Source organism: Micromonospora sp. RV43, from assembly GCF_001029515.1.
Lineage (GTDB): Bacteria > Actinomycetota > Actinomycetes > Mycobacteriales > Micromonosporaceae > Micromonospora > Micromonospora aurantiaca.
Window position 1 is genome coordinate 47,303 of record NZ_LEKG01000013.1, and the last position, 17,342, is coordinate 64,644.

Below are 17,342 nucleotides of genomic sequence, written 5' to 3' on the forward strand. Positions count from 1 at the left end.
AAATGGGAAGGGCCGAGCCACATGGCTCGGCCCAGGGATGGGTGGCGGCGCGGCCGGGGCCGGGCGTTGCCCGGCCCCGGCGTTGTCATCAGGACCGCTCGCCGTCCGAGGAGTTCTCGGCCGTGGTGTTGCTGGCCTGGGCGTCGGCCGTCTCGGTCGTGGCGTCGGCCTGTGCGGTGGTGTTCGAGGTCTCGGCCTCGGCCGTCTCGCCATCGCCGGCCGGGGCCGGGTAGGCGAAGGTGAGCGGGGCGTCGGAGACCATCTCGATGTCGCCCTTGGCGGCAGCCTTGGTGCAGTTGTTGCGCACGGCCCCGGAGCTGACGTTGCGCCCGCCGAGCTGGGCGCTGATCGTGGTGGCGATCTCCTGCGGCGACATTGAGCGGCCGGGGTTGGCCGCCAGCACGGCCAGGGTCAGCTTCTCCAGCTCGCCCTTGGCGAACGGCTGGCTGCCGTCGCCGTTGACCGTCAGGTCGGTGCGGCGGATCGCTCCGGCCGTTGCGGTGCTCGCCGTACGGGGCGGCAGCCGCTTGGGCAGCTTCACGACGTGCCCGGTGCCGTCCTCGGCGACGACGTGGATCGTGCCGTCGGGGCGGATCAGGGACTGCACCAGGGCGACCGCCTCGGGCGATTCGGTGACGCCCTTGATTACTTGGAAGCAGACCGGGCAGCGGGGCGGCTCCGGGTTCGGGTCGACCTCGCTGGCCTTGGTCGGTCCGGCGATCCACCGGCGCGGGATACCGGGCAGACGGCGGGCGGCGTCGGCCTGCTCCATCGTGGCCAGCAGCCGGGAGGCGGTCGGATGCCCGATGCCGCTCTCGTTGACGATCTCGTCGAGGGTCGCGCCGTCGTCGCCGTACTCGGCGATGACCGCCTTGATCGTCATGATCTTGCGGTCGCCGGGACGGCTCTGCTGCACGACCGTGACGGCCGCCCGGACGGGCTGGCCCTCCGACCCGTCGTCGTCCTCGTCGTCCGAGTTCTGGTCGTCGTCCTCGTCGTCGGTGTCCTCGTCGGATTCCGTGCTCTCGTGGTCGTCCTGGTCCTCGTGGTCCGAGTCCTGGCTGTCGCTGTCCGCCCCGGCGTCGGCGCTGTCCGGGTTCTCGTCCTCGCCGTGGTTACTGGCGGCTTGGTCGTCGGCGCCGTCCTGGCCGGTGGAGTCGCCGCCGTCCAGCTCCGTGCCGGGCTCCGGGTCGCCGGCCTCGCCGGCCCCGAGGCCCGGGGTGATGTCGGCCTCGGTGTCGCCGGTGAGGCCGGTGTCGTTGATGTCGTCGCCCTGCCCGAGGTCCGGGTCGGCCTCGTCGGAGGTGACGGCTTCCGTGACGCCCTCGGCCATGGTCCAGCGGGTGGGGACGCCCTCGGCGGCGTCGGCGTCGGTGTCGACCGGGACGATCAGACCGGCGTCGGACAGGGTCTTGATCGCCTTGTCGACGGTCGATCGGGCCTTACCGGACTGGTTGGCCAGCTCGTGGACGTTGCCCTGGCCGAGGTGGTGCAGGGCGTTGAAGACCGCCTGGGTGGCGGGCGTCATGGTGGACAGGTCGTGTTGCATGGTGGGGTCCCCTTTCTGGGACTTATGGGTTGGCAGCGCGGCACGTCGTTGTGCCGTGCTGTGGTGCGCCGGGTCGCAGGCAGCCGGTATCGCGGCAGGCGCGTGGGGCGGTGCGCTGCCGTGATGGGGTGCTGCGAGGGGCGGCCCGGTGGCCTGGGATGGCGGTCGGTGGCCGCCGGGGAGGATCAGTCGCCGGAGGCGGCGGCCTCGGTGGCGGCGGGCTCCAGGACGTAGAAGCCGTGGGCCGGGTCGTGGTAGATCCCGGCGTCGGCGTGGGAGAGGCGCACCTGGCCGGGGCCGACCGTCAGGTCGAGTTCGGCGTCTGCCCGGCCGATCCGCACGCGGGTGCGCCGCCCGGCCAGGTGCTGCTTGCGGCAGGCATCGGTGTGCGGCAGGACGACGAGGATCGTGTCGCCCGGGTTGACGAAGCGCCGCCGCAGCACCGCGCCGGGGTTGGCGTCGGCGTACGCGGTGCGCTCGTCGTCGCCGAGCAGGTTTTCGGCCCAGTTGCGGGCGTACCGGTACTCGCGGCCCAGCTTCGCGATGGCGTCCAGCGGCCCGGTCAGCGCCGTGATCGATAAGGACAGGTCGTCCTCGTTGATCAGCGCGGTCCGTAGCCGGTCGACGGTGAGCAGCAGCTCCAGCCGGTGACGGCGCATCGTGTCGGCGGCCTTGGGGAGATCGGCGGCTGCCGGTACCGGGTCCGTGGCGTGCTGGTCGAGGGTGCGGCCGGTGAGCCGGGCGATCCAGCGGCCGACCGAGTCGGTGTTGAGCATGGCGGCCTCCTACTCGGCGAGCTGGTCCAGCTCGGTTGGGGTGAGCTGGTCGGGGTTGCGGCTGCGCCAGGCGGTCGAGTGCCGCAGCGCCCACCAGCGCAGCAGCGACCGGCAGGCGGTGGCGAGGTCGTCGCGGACCGGCAGCCGGTAGGCCATCCCGGAGGCGATCTGGGCCGCGTCGGTGCAGGCGATCGGCTGCCAGATCCCGTCCTCGGTCTCGACGAGCACGCCGACCATCCGGTTCGGGTACGGCACCGCGAACGCCTGCGCGGCCTCGGCGTCGGCGGTCACCCGCCACTGGCGGTGGGTGAAGCGCTGCATGGTGGCCACGCCGTGGCCCGGGTCGCCGGAGCACAGCAGCAGGTGGCGCTGCTCGCCGTCGTTGAGCGGGCGGTGCCGCCGCCAGGCCCGGTACAGGTCGAGCAGGCTGCCGGTGATGACGGTGTGCCGCTCCAGGGCGACGCGCTGGTCGATCGTGGCGAGCACGTCCTGCATCGCCGCGCCGGTGCCGGCGGGCCGAATGCCGAGGGACCTCCGCGGGGCCGGGCTGTCGAGGTCGGCGCTGCTGGTGTTGTAGGCCATGGCGGTCTTGTGCAGGATACGGGCGAGGTCGCCGAAGGCGTCCTCGGTGCCGGTGTCGTAGCGCCACAGCTGCTCGGGCAGCACGTCGTTGGTGGAGGCGGCGATCAGCCGCAGAGCCGGGTCGGCGAGGAACATGTCGTCTCCTTCGTGGGATGGGGTGGGCATGGCGAAGGCCGGTCGCAGCTGGGCTGCGACCGGTCCTCGAGTTGGTGGATGGGTTAGGCGATGGTGACCGCGCACAGGCGGGCGCTGGGCTTCAGCGTCCGCAGGTACTTGATGGCCTCGTTCAGGAAGCGCAGCCGGTCGGCGATGGTGTCGCTGGACGGCTTGAGGACCTTGCCTTCGGCGGTGATCAGCAGGTCGCCGACGATGGCCATGCGCCAGTGCAGTCCGGCGTAGGCGTGCTCTCCGGCCTGGTAGGCGGTCAGCTCGGCAGGGTCGAACTCGTAGTTGCCAGCGCTGGCGAGCATCGCGATGACGCGAGGCTGTGCGTGGAACCGGCGGCGGGCCTCGTTGAGGGTGACCTTGGAAGGGTCGGCCTGGTGCTGGGCGAGGTAGTCCTCCCACGGTCGGGCGGGCCGAGCGGTGGCCGGGGTGGAGTTCATGTACCGGTTCCAGGCGTGCCAGCGAAGGCGGGCCTGGGTCGCGGCGGCTGCGGCGGCTCCGTTGAGGTCGAGGCGGCTCTTGCGGCCTCCGGCGGCCTTGGTGATGGCGCCGAACCGGCGCGCGGTGTCGAGGAGGTAGTAGTCGAGGAACCGGGTGATCCAGCCGATGAACCGGCGGTGCCGGACGTGAAAACGTCGGGCGGGGGTGCCATTGGCGTTGAGGAGGTCGTTGACCTTCTCGGAGGCGGAAAACCAGTCGGCGTCCTCGCCAGGGTTGAACACGACGGTGACGACCTGGTCGGTGAGCGGGGTGTTGGTGGGCATGGCGGGGTGCTCCCTTCGCGAAGGAGTGGGTTGGGGTTTGCCGTGCTGGTGGTGCCACCGGATCGCGACGTCTGGCCTGGGTGCTGCCGGGAGAGGCGCGGGGCGGGGATCGGAGCCGACCAGAAGGTGGGCTGTTCGATCCCGCTGGCGCGGGCAGGTCCAGGAAGGACAGACGGGCGACGGTGCAAGCAAGAGGAAAGAGAAGAAGCTGCACCGTAGCGAGGCGACCTGTCAGCACAACCCCTGTCAGGAAAGCCGACCATGCCTCTGACCTGCTCTGACAGGTTCGGGCCTGGGGCTGCCAGGTTGTGTCAGGTCAGGAAGACGCCGTTCTCGTCGTAGTTCGAGTTGGCGGCGACCACGCGGCCGTGGTCGCTGGGCAGCCCGGCCAGGCATATGCGCTGCGTATCGCCTACGGGAAGCCATACGGCGTCGGCGGGATCGCTGCTGTGGGTCGCCGTGGCGACGAGTACGCCTTCGGGCCGCCGGCCGCGCAGGTACGCGTGGAGGTGTTCTTCACGTTCCTCGGTCGGCAGCCAGAACAGCACCGGATAGCGCGGGCCGCCCTTGCGGGCCAGGGCCGCGTACTTGTCCAGCTTGGCGGCCAGCTTGCCCAGGGGCTCGGTGCCGGTGTCGGCCTCCAGCCAGTACCCGACCGTCGTGCCATCCTCGCTCCACAGGCCATGCCCGTCCGGGGTGACCGGTGAGAACCGCGCCGCTGTCTTCGTCTCCGGCCACCACCGCGACAGCTCGGCGGCCGGGTGGCTGCGGGCGTACGCCGACAGCCGGACGCCGAACTCGGTGGCCGTGAGCAGGTGTGTCAGGTTCGGATTGGCTGACAGCCGTTGCATCTGCTGGCGGCTGGTGCGAGCGGTGGGCTCGGGCCGGTTCTGGGCTGCGGCCTGAAACCGGTGTCCGTTGTGGCCGAGGGTCCAGTGCCAGGGCTGCGAGCCGCCGCCGTCGCGGGCGAACCGGAACCGGTCCAGGAGCCCCAGCCGGTACAGCTCACCGAGGCGGATCTGGCAGGTACGCCGGGCCAGGAAGAACAGGGCGTGGATCTGGTCGGTGGTGAGGACCTGGTGGTCGTCGAGCAGCTGGAGCAGCTGACGGTCACGAGAGGTGATGTGCGGGTAGATGGCCAGCAGGCCATCAGAGCGCGATTGCGGCATAGGTAGATACCCCCGGGGAGAGAGAAACCCTGTAAGGAGTCTGGATAGGTTGATCTTGATTTCAGGGCTGCGGCAGGCCAGGTTTGGGCAGCTCAGACACCTGACAGGCGCTGGTCGGGGGGCTCGCCTGGGGTCTCGTGTCGCAGACACCCCCAAACGAGCCCCCAATGCCGCACCCGGCCGAGGACCCAGGCGAGCGGGCTTGATCAGCGTTCGCGCTTGTCGAGCCGCCGTTTCATGACCGTCTTGGCCAGCCGGTGCATCGGTGGCTCCTCGCCGTCGACGGCGTGGGCGGCGGCATGGGCCTGCCGGATCGCGGTGGCCTCGCCGACGGTCGGCGCGGGCGGGTTGGTGAGGAAGGTGAACCCGGGAAGCTCCCGGTTGCCGACGAGCAGCCGGGCCGCAGCGGTGTAGATGTCGAGATGGGCGAGGTCGTGCTCGTCCAGTTCGGGCTTCGTGTGCCGCGACAGCTCCCGGGCGTCGCCCGGGTCGACGTTGAAGAACAGCTTCGAGCGGGCGTTGGCCGAGATCGCCGACGCCACGTCCTTGGGCAGCTGCGCCAGATCCTGGTGAGCCAGGACCAGGCCGAGCCGGAACCCGCGCGCCTCGGCCAGCATGTCCGCCACGCTGCCCGGTAGCGTCAAAAAGTTTTGACATTCATCGACGTAAAGACTGGCGTCTTTTCGCTGGTCCTCGGGCACGCTGGCTCGTGCGATAGCGGCCTGCCAGACCCGGGCGACGATCAGCGAACCCAGGATGCGGCTGGTCTCCTCACCGAGGATGCCTTTCGGCAGCCGACACAGCAGTACGCCGCCGTCGAGCACCTTGCCCATGTCGAACGAGCTGTTCGTGTTCCCGATGACCGACTTCACGAAGTCCCGCAGCAGGAACGCCCGCAGGCGCGCGAGGACGGGGGCGATGACCTGGCCCCGGAACTGCTCGTTGATGCCGTCGTACCAGAGCCAGAACCCGCCCAGGCCGTCCGGGTCGTCCAGGCCGTTGGTGAACCTGGCCCGGAAGTCCTTGTCCTGCAACAGCGACGGGACGAGGCTGAGGGTCGGCTTCGCGTGGCGCATCAGCGTCAGGCAGGCCACCCGCATCGTGTCGTCCATACGCGGACCCCACTGCCCCTGGAAGATCTTCGCGAAGATCCCGACCAAGTTATCCACAGCCAGATGCGGGTCGCCCCGGTCGTCGAGCGGATTGAAGCAGGCCGGGTTCTCCTGGTCGGGGTCGATGATCGCGATCCGGTCCGCGTAGCTGGCGGGGAGCCGGTCGAGGATGTCGGTGATCAGGTCCCCTCGCGGGTCGATTACCACCGTTCCGCGCCCGGCCTTGATGTCGGCCAGGATCATGTTCAGCATCAGCGTGGACTTGCCGACACCGGTTTTGCCGACCACGTGAACGTGCTGACGAGCGTCCGTCACGTTCAGACCGACCGAGTGGTTGCCGATCTGCGAACGCCCGAGCACCTTCACCCCGCGCCCGCCGGAGGGCACGGCCACGGGCGCCGGCACGGCCTTGGCCCGAGCCCGATCGAGGCCCGGCACCGCCACGTCCTGGGGCAGCGCCGCCATGGCGGCGAGTTCCGGCACGGTGGCCAGGAACCCCCGCCGTAGACGCCTTCCGGCGATCGTGGCCACCGGCTGCGGCATCTTCATCCTGCGCAGCCGGTTCGGGCCGGTGTACGCCGCGGCGGCCGAGGCGATCGTGTGCCCGAGCCCGACGAGGCGCTCGCGGATCTGCTTCGTGCGTGCCTTGTCCGGCGGGGTCTTGCCCGCGTCGGCCGCGACGGCGAACCGGATCGCGATCTCGAAGTGCGGCACCCGAATCGCCTTGTCGACAATCGTGCGGGCGTCGGCGTTGGCCACCGGATCGCGCTCACCGGAGCGCACCGGCGTACGCGCCGGTGTCCGCCGTGACGGGCCGGGTGTGAACACGTCCAGGGCCCAGATGAGCGGTTCGGTGAGCAGCCGCGCGACCCCGGAAACGGCACGGGCGGCCACATCTGGCCGCCCGTGGGGGTGTGTGCCGGTCGCCGCCGCCGTGCGTCTGGCGGCGCGTAGCCGCCTGGGTGATGCCGGTCGGGCCAGGATCTGCACGCACGCGTGCTCGCGGTCGCGAACCTCGGCCCCGGCCGACAGCAGCGCCCGCAGCGGGTCGGCGTCGTGCTCGCTGCGCAGGGGCAGCGAGTCGGCCGACTGCGGCCAGTGCGCCCCGCCGACCTGCTCGACCACCGTCGCGGGGATCGGCGCGGCGGCGTCGGTGACGGTGAGGGTCGCGGCGGGCCAGGCCGCCCGGACCGCGGCCTCGACCGCGCCGGGCGGCACCGTGCCGGGCACCCACACCCGGACCGTCAGCGTGCGGCCAGTCCAGGTGTACTCCCAGCCGATGTGCGGCATGCCGTAGATCCGCCGCCGCCACACCGAGGGCGTGAGGACGCCCATGATGGTGGTCCAGAACGCCGCTGCCGACTCCGGCGTCACCTCCGGCGGCGCGGCCACCGTCAGCCACCGCGCACCCGTGGCGTAGCGCTGGTGCCGCCAGGCGAGGACCTTGTCCCGGGCGGCGACACCGCCGATGATGAAGACCGGGACGAAGAACGCCAGCCACGGCCGGGCCGTGATCCACACCCACAAGTCGCCGAGCCGGGTCACGATCTCGGGATTCATGACGCCTCACCGATCCCCGTCACGGCGATCTTGTGCTCGGCCGCCGACCCGACGCTGCGGAACGGCATCCGCGAGCGGCCAGCGATGAGCAGACCCTCCCCGCGTGGCGCCGCCAGGAGCAGCCGGGCTTCCCCGGCGGTCAGCGAGAACGCCTCCTTCACCTTGTCGATGGCCTGGGTCGACTGGTGCATCAGCACTTGGGTCGCGGCGTTGGACACCACGGCCATCCCGAGGTCGGTGCCGAGCACGTCGGCCGCGTCCTGGGTGACGACGCACAGCCCGGCCGACCGCTTGCGCGCGGCCTTGGCCATGCGGAACAGGAACCGGGCACCCTCCCCGTCCCTCATCAGCAGCCAGGCTTCGTCGACCACGACGAGGTGCCGCCGCCGGCGTGCGCCAGACGACGGAGTGTCGATGCCCGACCAGATCGAGTCCAGGGCCAGGAGCGTGCCGACCGTGCGCAGCTCGTCGGGCAGGTGCCGCAGCGACCAGACGACCAGGTGGCCGTCCGGGGCGGTGGACGTCGGTCCGTCGAACAGGCTCGAGAAGTTGCCCGTGGTCCACGGGGCCAGCCGGGCGGCCAGCTGCTCGGCCGCCGGGTCCTCGTCGTCCGCCAGCACCTCGGCCAGGTCCCGCAGCAGCGGCGCGGGCTTGGCCCAGGTGGCCGGGTCTCCGTTGATCCCGGCCGCCGCGTACGTGGCCGTGATCGCCCGATCGAGGGCAGCGCGCTCGGTCGGTGGCGGCGGTGCGCCGAGCATGACCGCGATCAGCGTGTGCAGGTACAGCCCACGCCGGGTCAGCGTGTCGGCCCGGTTGTCGTGGGGCAGATCCAGGGGGTTGATGCGTACGCCGGGCAGGCCGAGCTGCACGACGGTCCCCCCGACGTGCTCCGCCAGGGGCGCGTACTCGTCCTCGGGATCGATGATCGAGACCCGGGTGCCCTGGTACAGGTTCCGCAGCACTTCCAGTTTGACGAAGTACGACTTGCCTGCGCCGGACTGGGCGAGGACGACGGAGTTGTGGTTGTCCTGCCGCCACCGGTCCCACAGCAGCACGCCGTTGCTGGTGGTGTTCAGCCCGTAGAGCACGCCGTCCGGCGTGGCCGCGACGCCCGGTGCCGGTGCGGCCAGATCCGCCGACGCCAGCGGGAACGCCGCCGCGAGCGAGTTGGTGTCGAGGATGCGGCGCATCCGCAGCGGGTCCACGCCGATCGGCAGCGTCGCCACCCAGCCCTGCTGGTGGCGGAACGTGGTCGGCTGCAGGTCCAGAAGGACCGACGCGGCGGCCGACTTGACGCCCGCGGTGACCGCGCGCAGCTCGTCGAGGTCGCGGGCGTGGATGGTGACGTAGATGCCGACGTCGAACAGCTTCGCCGCACCCCGGGCGACGCGCTCGGCGAGGTCGGCGGCGTCGGCTGCCGCGGCCTCGGTCATCGGGTCGCCGAGCTTGCCTTGGTCGGCGTCCAGACGGCGCGAGGACTCCAGACGGGCGCGCTGGCGCTTGAGCATCGGCGCGGCCAGCTGCGCCGCGACCGGGTCGATGTGCACGGCCACGTCCACGCGGCCCGGGTAGGACAGCAGCGGATCGAGCCAGGCCGGGCCGACCTCGGCGGGGTAGCCGGTGACGGCGAAGGTGGCGGCGTAGCCGTCGCCGACCTGCACGTGCCAGGGGGTGACCGACAAGGCGGCCGGGGAGGGCATGCCCTTCCCGGCCGCAACCTTCTTCGTTTTCCACAGGTTCATTCGTTGCTCCGCAGGGTGATGGGGGCGCCCGGAACGGCTCTCGGGCCGGGCACCGGTGGGTTGAAGGGATCGGCGGCGGTGGCCAGCGCGGCGGACACCGCCGGGCCGTCCAAGGCGGCGGCTTCGACACCGAGCCCGGTCAGGGCGCGTACGGCGGTATCGGCGACCTGCTCGCCGGTGATGACGGCCAGCACCTGACGGCGCAACGGATCGCGCTCCTCATCAAGGTCGAGAAGGAACTCGGCGTAGTCGTCGGCTGCCGCCGCCAGAGCCGGATGCGGCAGGCGGGGCGCGTGGTCGACGGTGGCCTGCGCGTGCGCGGTCAGGTCGTGGCGCTGGGCGGCCACGACGATCTGCGCGGGGCCGGTCAGGCTGTTGAGGAACCGGCCGAACCCGTCCAGCAGCGAGCCCTGCTCGCCGCCGGTCCGCAGGTGGATGTTCGTGGTGCCGCAGGCGATCAGCACCCGGGACTTGCCCTCGGAGGTGACGACTCCGCTCGCGCTGACCGCCGTGACCGGCGAGCGCAGCGGCGCCGGGACGCTCGTCTTGCCGGCCACCGCGGCGACCGAGGTCGCCCGAGCGCTGCCCGGGGTGAGCTGGCGCGGGCTGCGCGACAGCGTGATCCCGTGCTTGAGCCACACATCCAGCGGCAGGCCGTCACGCCGCCCGAGGGCGACGACGATCGCGATGGAGAACACGATCATCCCGGCGACGATCCACACGGCTGTGGGCAGCAGCGGCCCGAAGGCCCGGTGGATGCCAAACCCGCCGAGGCCGACGCCGCCGACGATGGCCAGCTGCCGGAACGTGAGCCCGAACGCGATGCGGTCCGGTGCGTTGACGTCGGCCGTGACCACGGCGCGCGGAGTGGTGTCTTCGTCGTGGGTCATCGCCCACCTCGCACCGTGCGCCCGAACGGGATCTTGCGGGTGATGGACTGGATCAGGACCGCCCGGACCAGCACGCCACCCATGCTGGGGCCGCCCTTGTGAGTCACGTACCGGCGCATCATGCTCGGGATCTTGAGCGTGACCCACAGCAGCACGGCCGTGATCATCAGGTTGATGATGTCCGAGCCGGGCAGGCCGATCAGCACCGGCAGGCTGCTGTTCGGGTCGATCAGCAGTTGCACGCCCGTGCTGAAGGCGATGGCCTGCAGCGTCGGGGTGGCCAGGCAGCCGATCCCGGTGCGCCACCACAGGTCCGCCGCGCCCTGGGTCCAGGGCGTGGCGTAGCAGGCGAGGGCGACCGGGGCGACTCCGGCCCAGATGATCAGCACGCCGATCCGGACGATCCAGCTGCCGAGCAGGGCGAACATCAGCCCGACGATCAGCAGGCCGATGATCAGGGCGACCAGGGCGGTGCCTTCGTCGCTCAGCGCGGCGGTCACGTGGGTGCGCGTGGCGTTGACCGCCTCGGTCGTCGGTGCCGCTGTGCCGACCATGGACACGGTCAGCGCGTTGGCGATCTCGATCAGCGCGGCGCTCAGCGCGACCGCGAAGTTGCTGGCGACCAGTCCGACGATGAGGCGGGGTACCAGGTCCTTGATGCTGTAACGCATCTCGACCGAGCCGCCGGCCATCGTGGCGATGCCGGCGGCGATGATGGCGAGGATGAAGCAGGCGTTGACGACGTACGCGCTCTTGGTCGCGATCGTCTGTACCTGCGGCAGGACGGTGATGTCCGGCGAGAGGAACATCGATGAGCTCAGGTAGGCGAGGAGCCCGCCGAGCAGGTCTTGCAACCGCTCGGCGAGCCAGTCGACCAGCCCATTCATCAGCCAGTTGACCATGATGGGTGTCCTGTCCTCAGCCGCCGAGGATGCCCTGCAGGACGGTCAGCACGACCGGTGCGAGCACGGCCAGGGCGTAGCCGATCAGGGCGGACTTGAAGTTGCCCTTGGCCTGCTCGACCTGGCTCGGGTCGCCTCCGGCGGCCATATAGCGCAGGCCACCCACGACGAGGAACATCGTGGCCACGGCGGCGATGATGCCCATGATCCACGTGCGGATGCCGTCGATGACCTGCGGCAGGGTTTTCGGGGCCGCCAGCGGTTGCGGCGCGGCGGCGAGGATGTCGTTGAGGTAGTGCAGAGTTGTGTGCATTGCGGCGCTCCACAGGATGTGGGGGCCGCCGCGGTGGGGACCGGGCGAAGTCCTGGAGAGGTCCGGTGGGGGCGCTCCTCCCTTGCAAGGGAAGGGATTGCGGTGTCAGTACGCCGCGCCAGCCATGCCGGACCTGTAGGGCCTCGCCCGTGGGTTGTCCCCACCGGGCGGGCATGCCGTGGATGACATGCACCGCCCAGATCCGTGCTGTCAGGGCGATCGAACCGGCCTGCGACCTGTCACGACCTGTCTGCGCCTGACGGCCGCGCCGCGTCGGCGAACCTGACACGGCTGGGCTGCCTCGCAATGCAACCGGCCTGCGGAGCGCGAAAGAGGCCGCCCCGGGCGATGCCCGGGGCGGCCTTGGTGGTGCGGCGGGATGTGGCGAGTTGCCCGTCAGGTGAGCGCGGGTTCGCGTAGCTGGGTACGGACCGGGACGGACAGTTCGCCTCGTACGACGGCCGCTGCTACGGCTCGTTCGGCGCGGCGGCGCCGCATGCGCAGCACGGAGGCGGTCACGCCCTTCTCGGCGGCCAGCGTCTCGATGAGCGCGTCGCCGAAACGGGTCGCGCTGATGAGCTCGGCGGCCTCCGAGGTGATGACGCCGGCGGCGGCGGCCCGGCCGAGCAGAAGGTCCGGGTGGCCGTACGGGCGCTTGGGCGTACGCGATCCGCTGGACAGGTCGACGGGAAGCTCCTCGGTGTCGCGGATCTTCTTGATGACCGCTTCGCCGCCTCGGTACGCCGCCCACGTCAGGCGCATCCACAGCCGGGGCCGGTCGAGGTCGGCTGTGCGCAGCGCGTGCAGGAACTCGGCCAGGATCTCCGAGTCGATGTCCTCGGCGTGGCGGGGGTAGCCGCGGCTGAACTTCGCGGCGAAGTGAGTCAGGGCGGGCAGGGCGACGCCGATCGCGCCGACGACCCACGCCGGTCCCCATTCCCGGGCCTGCAACGCGAGCTGCCGCCACGTCGCGTCGATGGTGTCGGAGTCGTAGCTCTCGAACAGCATCATCTTGCGCAGCGCATCCAACGGCATGGTCTTGTCCGGCAGGCCGGACACCGGGCGGGCGTCGAACACCAGCGGCGCGGGCTCGCAGGTCAGCAGCGCGAACGCCTGCTCGGCCTGGGCCAGAGCCCCGGAGCGGAAGGAGGTGGTGGTTGGCATGTCGTGTCCCCTCGTGGTGGAGCCGAACCGCCGGCTGCGGCGGCTCATGACTCGATTGGAGACAGGCGACCTGACACCTCAAGGCTCCGTCAGATCGGGACAGGTTCGGACAGGTCGTGCCAGGTTCGCGGCTGTCAGCCCGGTCCGCAGGATCGGTCGCTGACTGGTTCTGTCAGGTCGGGGGCGGGTTCGATCGGCCCAACACGGCCGTTCTAGGCACTGTCAGTACGCCCGCCGGTCCGGGGGCCACCGTGCCTATGACCGATAACACCAACCACCGCAGCGCCCCGGTCCCGGTCGGGGACGTCGTGCCGGGCGACGTGCCCGTGCCGATCACCGTCTGGCCGGTGCCCGCCCCGCGCACGGGCGACACCATGTCCAACGCCATGGGCGTGCGGCTCGTGCACAACCTCACCCACCCCGGCGAGCTGATCGTCGATCTGGCTGACGGGCCGCAGCTGGCCCGCGCGGTCATCGCGGCCAGCCGCCGCAGTCACCTTCAGGCCGCCCGGCAGACCGGCTGGGGGCGGGAGCCCGCGCGGCTCATCGTCACCGGCTGGCCGCTCGACGGCCTGGTCCCGGTGGAGTTCTTCATCCGCTGCCGGGACACTCTGCTGCCGGGCGGCTGCGTGGCCGTCCTGCTCAGCCACGACGTGACCGCACCGGTCGACGTCATCGTCGCCGCCAAGACGGCGGGCCTGAGCTACCTGCAGCACATCGTGGCGGCCGACCGGCCGCCCCGGCGCGGGCAGGAGACGCTGCTCGACATCCACACCGACGTGCTGATCATGACGCTCAGCGCTGCCGGGAACGGGGGTGGGCGGTGACCGAGCCGATGCCGGTCACGTCGGTGTGGCTGACCTGCCAGCAGCCCTCGCGGGACCAGCGGCGAGGCCGCTACGTCCCGGAGTCGTCCAGCCATCCGGGCAAGATGCTGCCCAACCTGGCCGCGCACGCCATTCGCGCCTACACCGCGCCGGGGGACCTGGTGTTCGACCCGATGTGCGGGTCGGGCACCACCCTGGTGGAGGCCATGCACCTGGGGCGGGAGGGCATCGGGATCGACATCGAGCCCCGCTTCACCACCTTGGCTGAGGCGAACGTCGCGCTGGCGGCGTCGCAGGGTGCCGCCGGCACCGGGCGAGTCATCACCGGCGACGCCACCAGGTTGCTCGATCTGGTCCCGGCGTCCGCGGTCGGGCGAGCGGGACTCGTGCTCACCTCGCCGCCCTACGGCAGGGGGACTCACGGCCTGGTGCGGGCAACGAGTACCGGGGTACGCAAGCGGGACCACCTCTATGGGGACCGGGAGTCGGGCAACCTCGCCTATGCGGGATGGTCCCGCTTGCTCGACGGGTTCGCCGAGATCCTGGCCGCGAGCTACCAGCTGCTGCGTCCCGGCGGGACCGTGGTCATCACCTGCCGACCGGTACGCCGCCAGCGGGACGACTTCGTGGACCTGCCCGGCGAGCTGCTGGCCGTCGCCACGTCGGTCGGCCTGGTCCCGGTGGAGCGGTGCGCGGCGCTGCTCGCCGCCGTCCGCGACGGACAGATCGTGCACCGGGCCAGCATGTTTGGCCTGATGGCGGTCCGCCGAGCCCGCGCCGAAGGCGTCCCCGTGCACCTCGTGGCGCACGAAGACGTCTGGGTGCTCCGGCACCCGTAAAAGTCCACACCGGTGTCGCAGAAGGGCAGGTCAAGCCCTGTGACCGGCGTGCATCGCGCCGGTTGACGCGATACCGCCCACCAGGAGGCGGCGGGATCGGGGCAGGTCAGTCCCGCCGCTTCCAGTGCCCGCCGACCCGTGCACCTCACCAACGGCCGTCCACGGTCGCGCCTCCCGCGACCCGAGTCCCGCCTTGGGCAGGGGTGGGGTGCACGACAGTCCCGCCCGCGCCCGACGCGGGCGGGACCCTACGCCGACATCAAGCGGGACCGCCTCGCCGCACGGCGGGACCAGTCCCGCTCGAGTACCGCTTCGAGCGGCCCGCACCGGGACTCGTCCCGCACCCCGGCCACCGCGAGTCCCGCTCAGCGTTCGCCCTTCTACCTCTTCGACCGCCGTTGCGTCCGGCGCCGCCGACTCGGTCGCGCCGGTCCACCTCACACCCTTGGAGGCAAACATGCGGAACTTCCTGACGCTGCCCGAGCGCAGCACCTACGCCAGCGCCAACGGGCTGGCGCTGCTGGCCGCCGTCCTAGTGGCCAACGGGCTCGCGGTGACCGGCGGCAACCTCGCCATCATCGCGGTCCTGGCCGTCACCGCCGGGTTCGCGCTGGCCGGATGGTCGCGGCTGCTCTACAGCCTCATCGACGCCGGGAACCGGTCGATCGGCCCGCTGGTCGGGCTGGTCACCGTGGCCGTGCTGCTGGCGGCCTGGGCCGCCGGATGGCCGCTGCTGCTCGGCGTCGCGCTGCTGCTGGTCGTGTGCTGGCTGCCGTTCATGGCCGCCGAGTCGGCCGGGCAGGCACTGCGCGTACGGGCGTACTGGTCCAACTCCGAGCGGCTGTGGCAGGCGGCGACGGTCGCGCAGATCGTCATCGACGCCATCGCCCTCGGCGCGACCGCCGTGCTCCTGGCCGGGCCCTGGGACGGCCCCGTGCCGCTCGTGCGGCTTGCGGCGACGCTGCTGATGCTCGTGCCGCTGCTGCTGTCGCGGGCCGCCGACCGGTCGGGGCCGATGCCTCGCATCCTGTTCTGGCCCACCCCCGGCGAGCGGGAAGCGCAGGTCACGCGGCCTGCTGACGAGCCGCAGCAGCAGTGACCTGACAGGCGGCGACCTGTCAGGTTCGCGGGCTGTCAGGTCGTGACAGGTCGCCGAGCCTGACAGGTCGCCCCGCCCGTGCCCGGGGCGGCCTAGCCTGGAGGTTCTCCTTATACCTATGTGCCCCTTGATCTGACGTCGCCCGCGACGGCACCGCGCCCACCGCATCCCGGTCGGCCGCCGCCGCCTGACCCAGACCAGGCATCCACACAGCCCACGCCCCTCGCAGCCGCGACCGGGGCGCGGTATCCCCATCCCTGCAGGCGGTCACCGAACGGTGGCCGCCACTTACCGTGTCCCGTGGAGGACGACATGCTCCAGCCCGCCTGGTACCTGACAGACCACGACTGGTTCGCCCGCCTGGCCGACGCACCCCGTCTGAACAGAGACGGTCAGGCCGTCCTCGGCCAGGTAGCCGCCCTGTTCGGTGACGAGTCCTACTTCAACCCGGCCAAGACCGTGGCCACCGTGCACGTGCTGCTGCTGGCCGCCGAGCACCTCGGCGACACCCTCACCTGGGCCGCCGACCAGCACGACATGGCCGACCTGACCCGGCTGACCGCCGGGCTCAACCTCGTGCAAGCGCACCTGACCCAGATTGTGCAGCGCCTCGCCGAGCACACCCACAACCGTGCCGTCCGACGCTCGGACACGGTGCCCGCCGCGGCGGCAAAGGCACTGACCGACAGCCTCAGCGCCGCCGGCAACAGCGGCGAGGTCTGCGCCGGACACCTCAAGGAGGCCCACCTCACCCTGTACAACTCGCCCCGGTAGCCCAACCGCAAGGCGCGCGTACCGGCGACGGACGCGCGCCTTCTCCATGCCAGGACGTTCCCATGGCCGCTACCGGCGACGGGCTGACCCGCGTCACCTTCAACGCCACCCGCCGCACCAGCGGCGGCATCGACGCGCTCATGGCCGCGTCCGGCGACAACAAGACCGACGCCATCAACGGCGCGCTACGGCTGGCCGCGACCCTGCTCGCCTACACCCGCCCGGACAGCACCATGCACGTCCTGGCCCCTGCCGGCGCGACCCGCATCGTGCACCTTCCCTGAACCCCACCCAACCGGAGGATCACCATGTCCAAACTCTGGTGGCGGCTGTCCGAGGTCAGCCCCCTGGCCGAACACGCCGTCCACACCCCGACCGTCAACAACCCCGCCCATCTGCTGCGAGCGCCCAGCGCCGTCGCGGCGCTGATCTGGGAGCAGGACGAGACCGGCAGCGAGACGCTGCGCTCCAACGGATCGCCCGGCTGGCACGACGAGACCGGCCAACTCCACCGCGCCCATGCCCTCACCTGGCAGCACCCCGCCTCGGGCACCAGCGGCGTCCACGACCACGCCAACCCCCACCGGAATCTGGTCCTGCTGAAGGTGCGCCGCCGCGACCGCTCGATCCACCCGGTGATCGACACGATCCGGTACGGGGTCAAGCGCAAGCACCACTGGTTCTGGATCGACACCACCAGGATGCCGTACGGGTACGGCACCGCCGATCACCGCGAGGAGATTGTCCCACCTGAGGCCACCTGGATCAGATCCGAGGTCGAAGCCCCGGCCCTGGAGCGCCTGTCCTACCCGGCGGTTATCGCCGACGGCTACGTCGGGGCGGACGGGGTCCTGCCCCGATTCACCCGAGACACCGTCACCGGGATGATCACCGACCTCGACGAGCTGAACAGCCACCCGGCCACCATGCCCGGTGAGTTCCCGACCGTGGCCTTCCACGGCGACATCGCGGTCATCTCCTGGCAGCAGCACAGCCTCTCCGACGAACGCGTCCTGGAGATCGACCGCTGCTACCCCGACGCCGAAGGGCTCTACGCCATCGGCGCCTACCAGTGGACCTGGAGCATCACCCGGCGGCGCTGACACCCGCCCGCC

At 71.3% G+C, this 17,342-nt stretch carries 17 protein-coding genes; 6 read left to right on the top strand and 11 right to left on the bottom strand.

What is annotated here, in order from left to right:
- Window positions 1-88: 88 nt before the first annotated feature.
- The 11 genes from ABD52_RS05535 to ABD52_RS05585 all read right to left on the bottom strand — a co-directional run bounded on the left by ABD52_RS05535 (window position 89) and on the right by ABD52_RS05585 (window position 12,688).
- A complete protein-coding gene (locus tag ABD52_RS05535; RefSeq protein WP_063778293.1) occupies window positions 89-1,549 on the bottom strand; it encodes a helix-turn-helix domain-containing protein in 1,461 nt (486 codons plus the stop codon).
- Between the two features lie 185 nt (window positions 1,550-1,734).
- Window positions 1,735-2,325 carry a hypothetical protein gene (locus ABD52_RS05540; RefSeq protein WP_047891011.1) on the bottom strand — a complete coding sequence of 197 codons (591 nt, stop codon included), beginning with the start codon at window positions 2,323-2,325 and terminating at the stop codon, window positions 1,735-1,737.
- A 9-nt stretch (window positions 2,326-2,334) separates the two neighbouring features.
- A complete protein-coding gene (locus tag ABD52_RS05545; protein ID WP_047891012.1) occupies window positions 2,335-3,042 on the bottom strand; it encodes a hypothetical protein in 708 nt (235 codons plus the stop codon).
- Window positions 3,043-3,125: 83 nt separating this feature from the next.
- Window positions 3,126-3,836 (bottom strand): hypothetical protein, encoded by a 711-nt coding sequence (locus tag ABD52_RS05550; RefSeq protein WP_047891013.1) that lies wholly within the window; start codon window positions 3,834-3,836, stop codon window positions 3,126-3,128.
- 311 nt (window positions 3,837-4,147) lie between these two features.
- Window positions 4,148-5,005 carry a replication-relaxation family protein gene (locus ABD52_RS05555; RefSeq protein ID WP_235437356.1) on the bottom strand — a complete coding sequence of 286 codons (858 nt, stop codon included), beginning with the start codon at window positions 5,003-5,005 and terminating at the stop codon, window positions 4,148-4,150.
- A gap of 206 nt (window positions 5,006-5,211) precedes the next feature.
- The gene (locus ABD52_RS05560; RefSeq protein ID WP_047891014.1) at window positions 5,212-7,677 is read right to left on the bottom strand and encodes a type IV secretory system conjugative DNA transfer family protein; all 2,466 of its coding nucleotides are present in this window, start codon (window positions 7,675-7,677) and stop codon (window positions 5,212-5,214) included.
- Complete coding sequence (locus tag ABD52_RS05565) at window positions 7,674-9,419, bottom strand: VirB4 family type IV secretion system protein (protein ID WP_047891015.1); 1,746 nt, start codon at window positions 9,417-9,419, stop codon at window positions 7,674-7,676. Before ABD52_RS05565 ends, ABD52_RS05560 begins: the two co-directional genes overlap by 4 nt.
- Complete coding sequence (locus ABD52_RS05570; protein ID WP_047891016.1) at window positions 9,416-10,309, bottom strand: PrgI family protein; 894 nt, start codon at window positions 10,307-10,309, stop codon at window positions 9,416-9,418. Before ABD52_RS05570 ends, ABD52_RS05565 begins: the two co-directional genes overlap by 4 nt.
- On the bottom strand, window positions 10,306-11,211 hold the full coding sequence (locus tag ABD52_RS05575) for a hypothetical protein (protein WP_047891017.1): 906 nt from the start codon (window positions 11,209-11,211) through the stop codon (window positions 10,306-10,308). The genes ABD52_RS05570 and ABD52_RS05575 overlap by 4 nt, the downstream gene beginning before the upstream one ends.
- Window positions 11,212-11,227: 16 nt before the next feature.
- Window positions 11,228-11,524, bottom strand: a complete 297-nt coding sequence (locus ABD52_RS05580; protein WP_053065296.1) for a pilin — start codon at window positions 11,522-11,524, stop codon at window positions 11,228-11,230.
- Window positions 11,525-11,920: 396 nt separating this feature from the next.
- The gene (locus ABD52_RS05585) at window positions 11,921-12,688 is read right to left on the bottom strand and encodes a hypothetical protein (protein ID WP_047891019.1); all 768 of its coding nucleotides are present in this window, start codon (window positions 12,686-12,688) and stop codon (window positions 11,921-11,923) included.
- Window positions 12,689-12,945: 257 nt separating this feature from the next.
- Between ABD52_RS05585 and ABD52_RS38950 the strand changes: the two genes are divergently transcribed.
- The 6 genes from ABD52_RS38950 (at window position 12,946) to ABD52_RS37380 (ending at window position 17,330) form a co-directional block, all read left to right on the top strand.
- Window positions 12,946-13,515 (top strand): hypothetical protein, encoded by a 570-nt coding sequence (locus tag ABD52_RS38950; protein ID WP_235437357.1) that lies wholly within the window; start codon window positions 12,946-12,948, stop codon window positions 13,513-13,515.
- On the top strand, window positions 13,512-14,354 hold the full coding sequence (locus tag ABD52_RS05595) for a TRM11 family methyltransferase (RefSeq protein WP_235437358.1): 843 nt from the start codon (window positions 13,512-13,514) through the stop codon (window positions 14,352-14,354). The genes ABD52_RS38950 and ABD52_RS05595 overlap by 4 nt, the downstream gene beginning before the upstream one ends.
- Window positions 14,355-14,811: 457 nt before the next feature.
- A complete protein-coding gene (locus tag ABD52_RS05600; RefSeq protein ID WP_047891020.1) occupies window positions 14,812-15,453 on the top strand; it encodes a hypothetical protein in 642 nt (213 codons plus the stop codon).
- A gap of 300 nt (window positions 15,454-15,753) precedes the next feature.
- Entirely contained in the window at window positions 15,754-16,227 is a 474-nt protein-coding gene (locus ABD52_RS05605; protein ID WP_047891021.1) for a hypothetical protein, read from the top strand.
- A 62-nt stretch (window positions 16,228-16,289) separates the two neighbouring features.
- Window positions 16,290-16,511 (top strand): hypothetical protein, encoded by a 222-nt coding sequence (locus tag ABD52_RS05610; protein ID WP_047891022.1) that lies wholly within the window; start codon window positions 16,290-16,292, stop codon window positions 16,509-16,511.
- Window positions 16,512-16,535: 24 nt separating this feature from the next.
- Window positions 16,536-17,330 (top strand): hypothetical protein, encoded by a 795-nt coding sequence (locus tag ABD52_RS37380; RefSeq protein WP_053065297.1) that lies wholly within the window; start codon window positions 16,536-16,538, stop codon window positions 17,328-17,330.
- The last annotated feature ends 12 nt before the right edge of the window (window positions 17,331-17,342 follow it).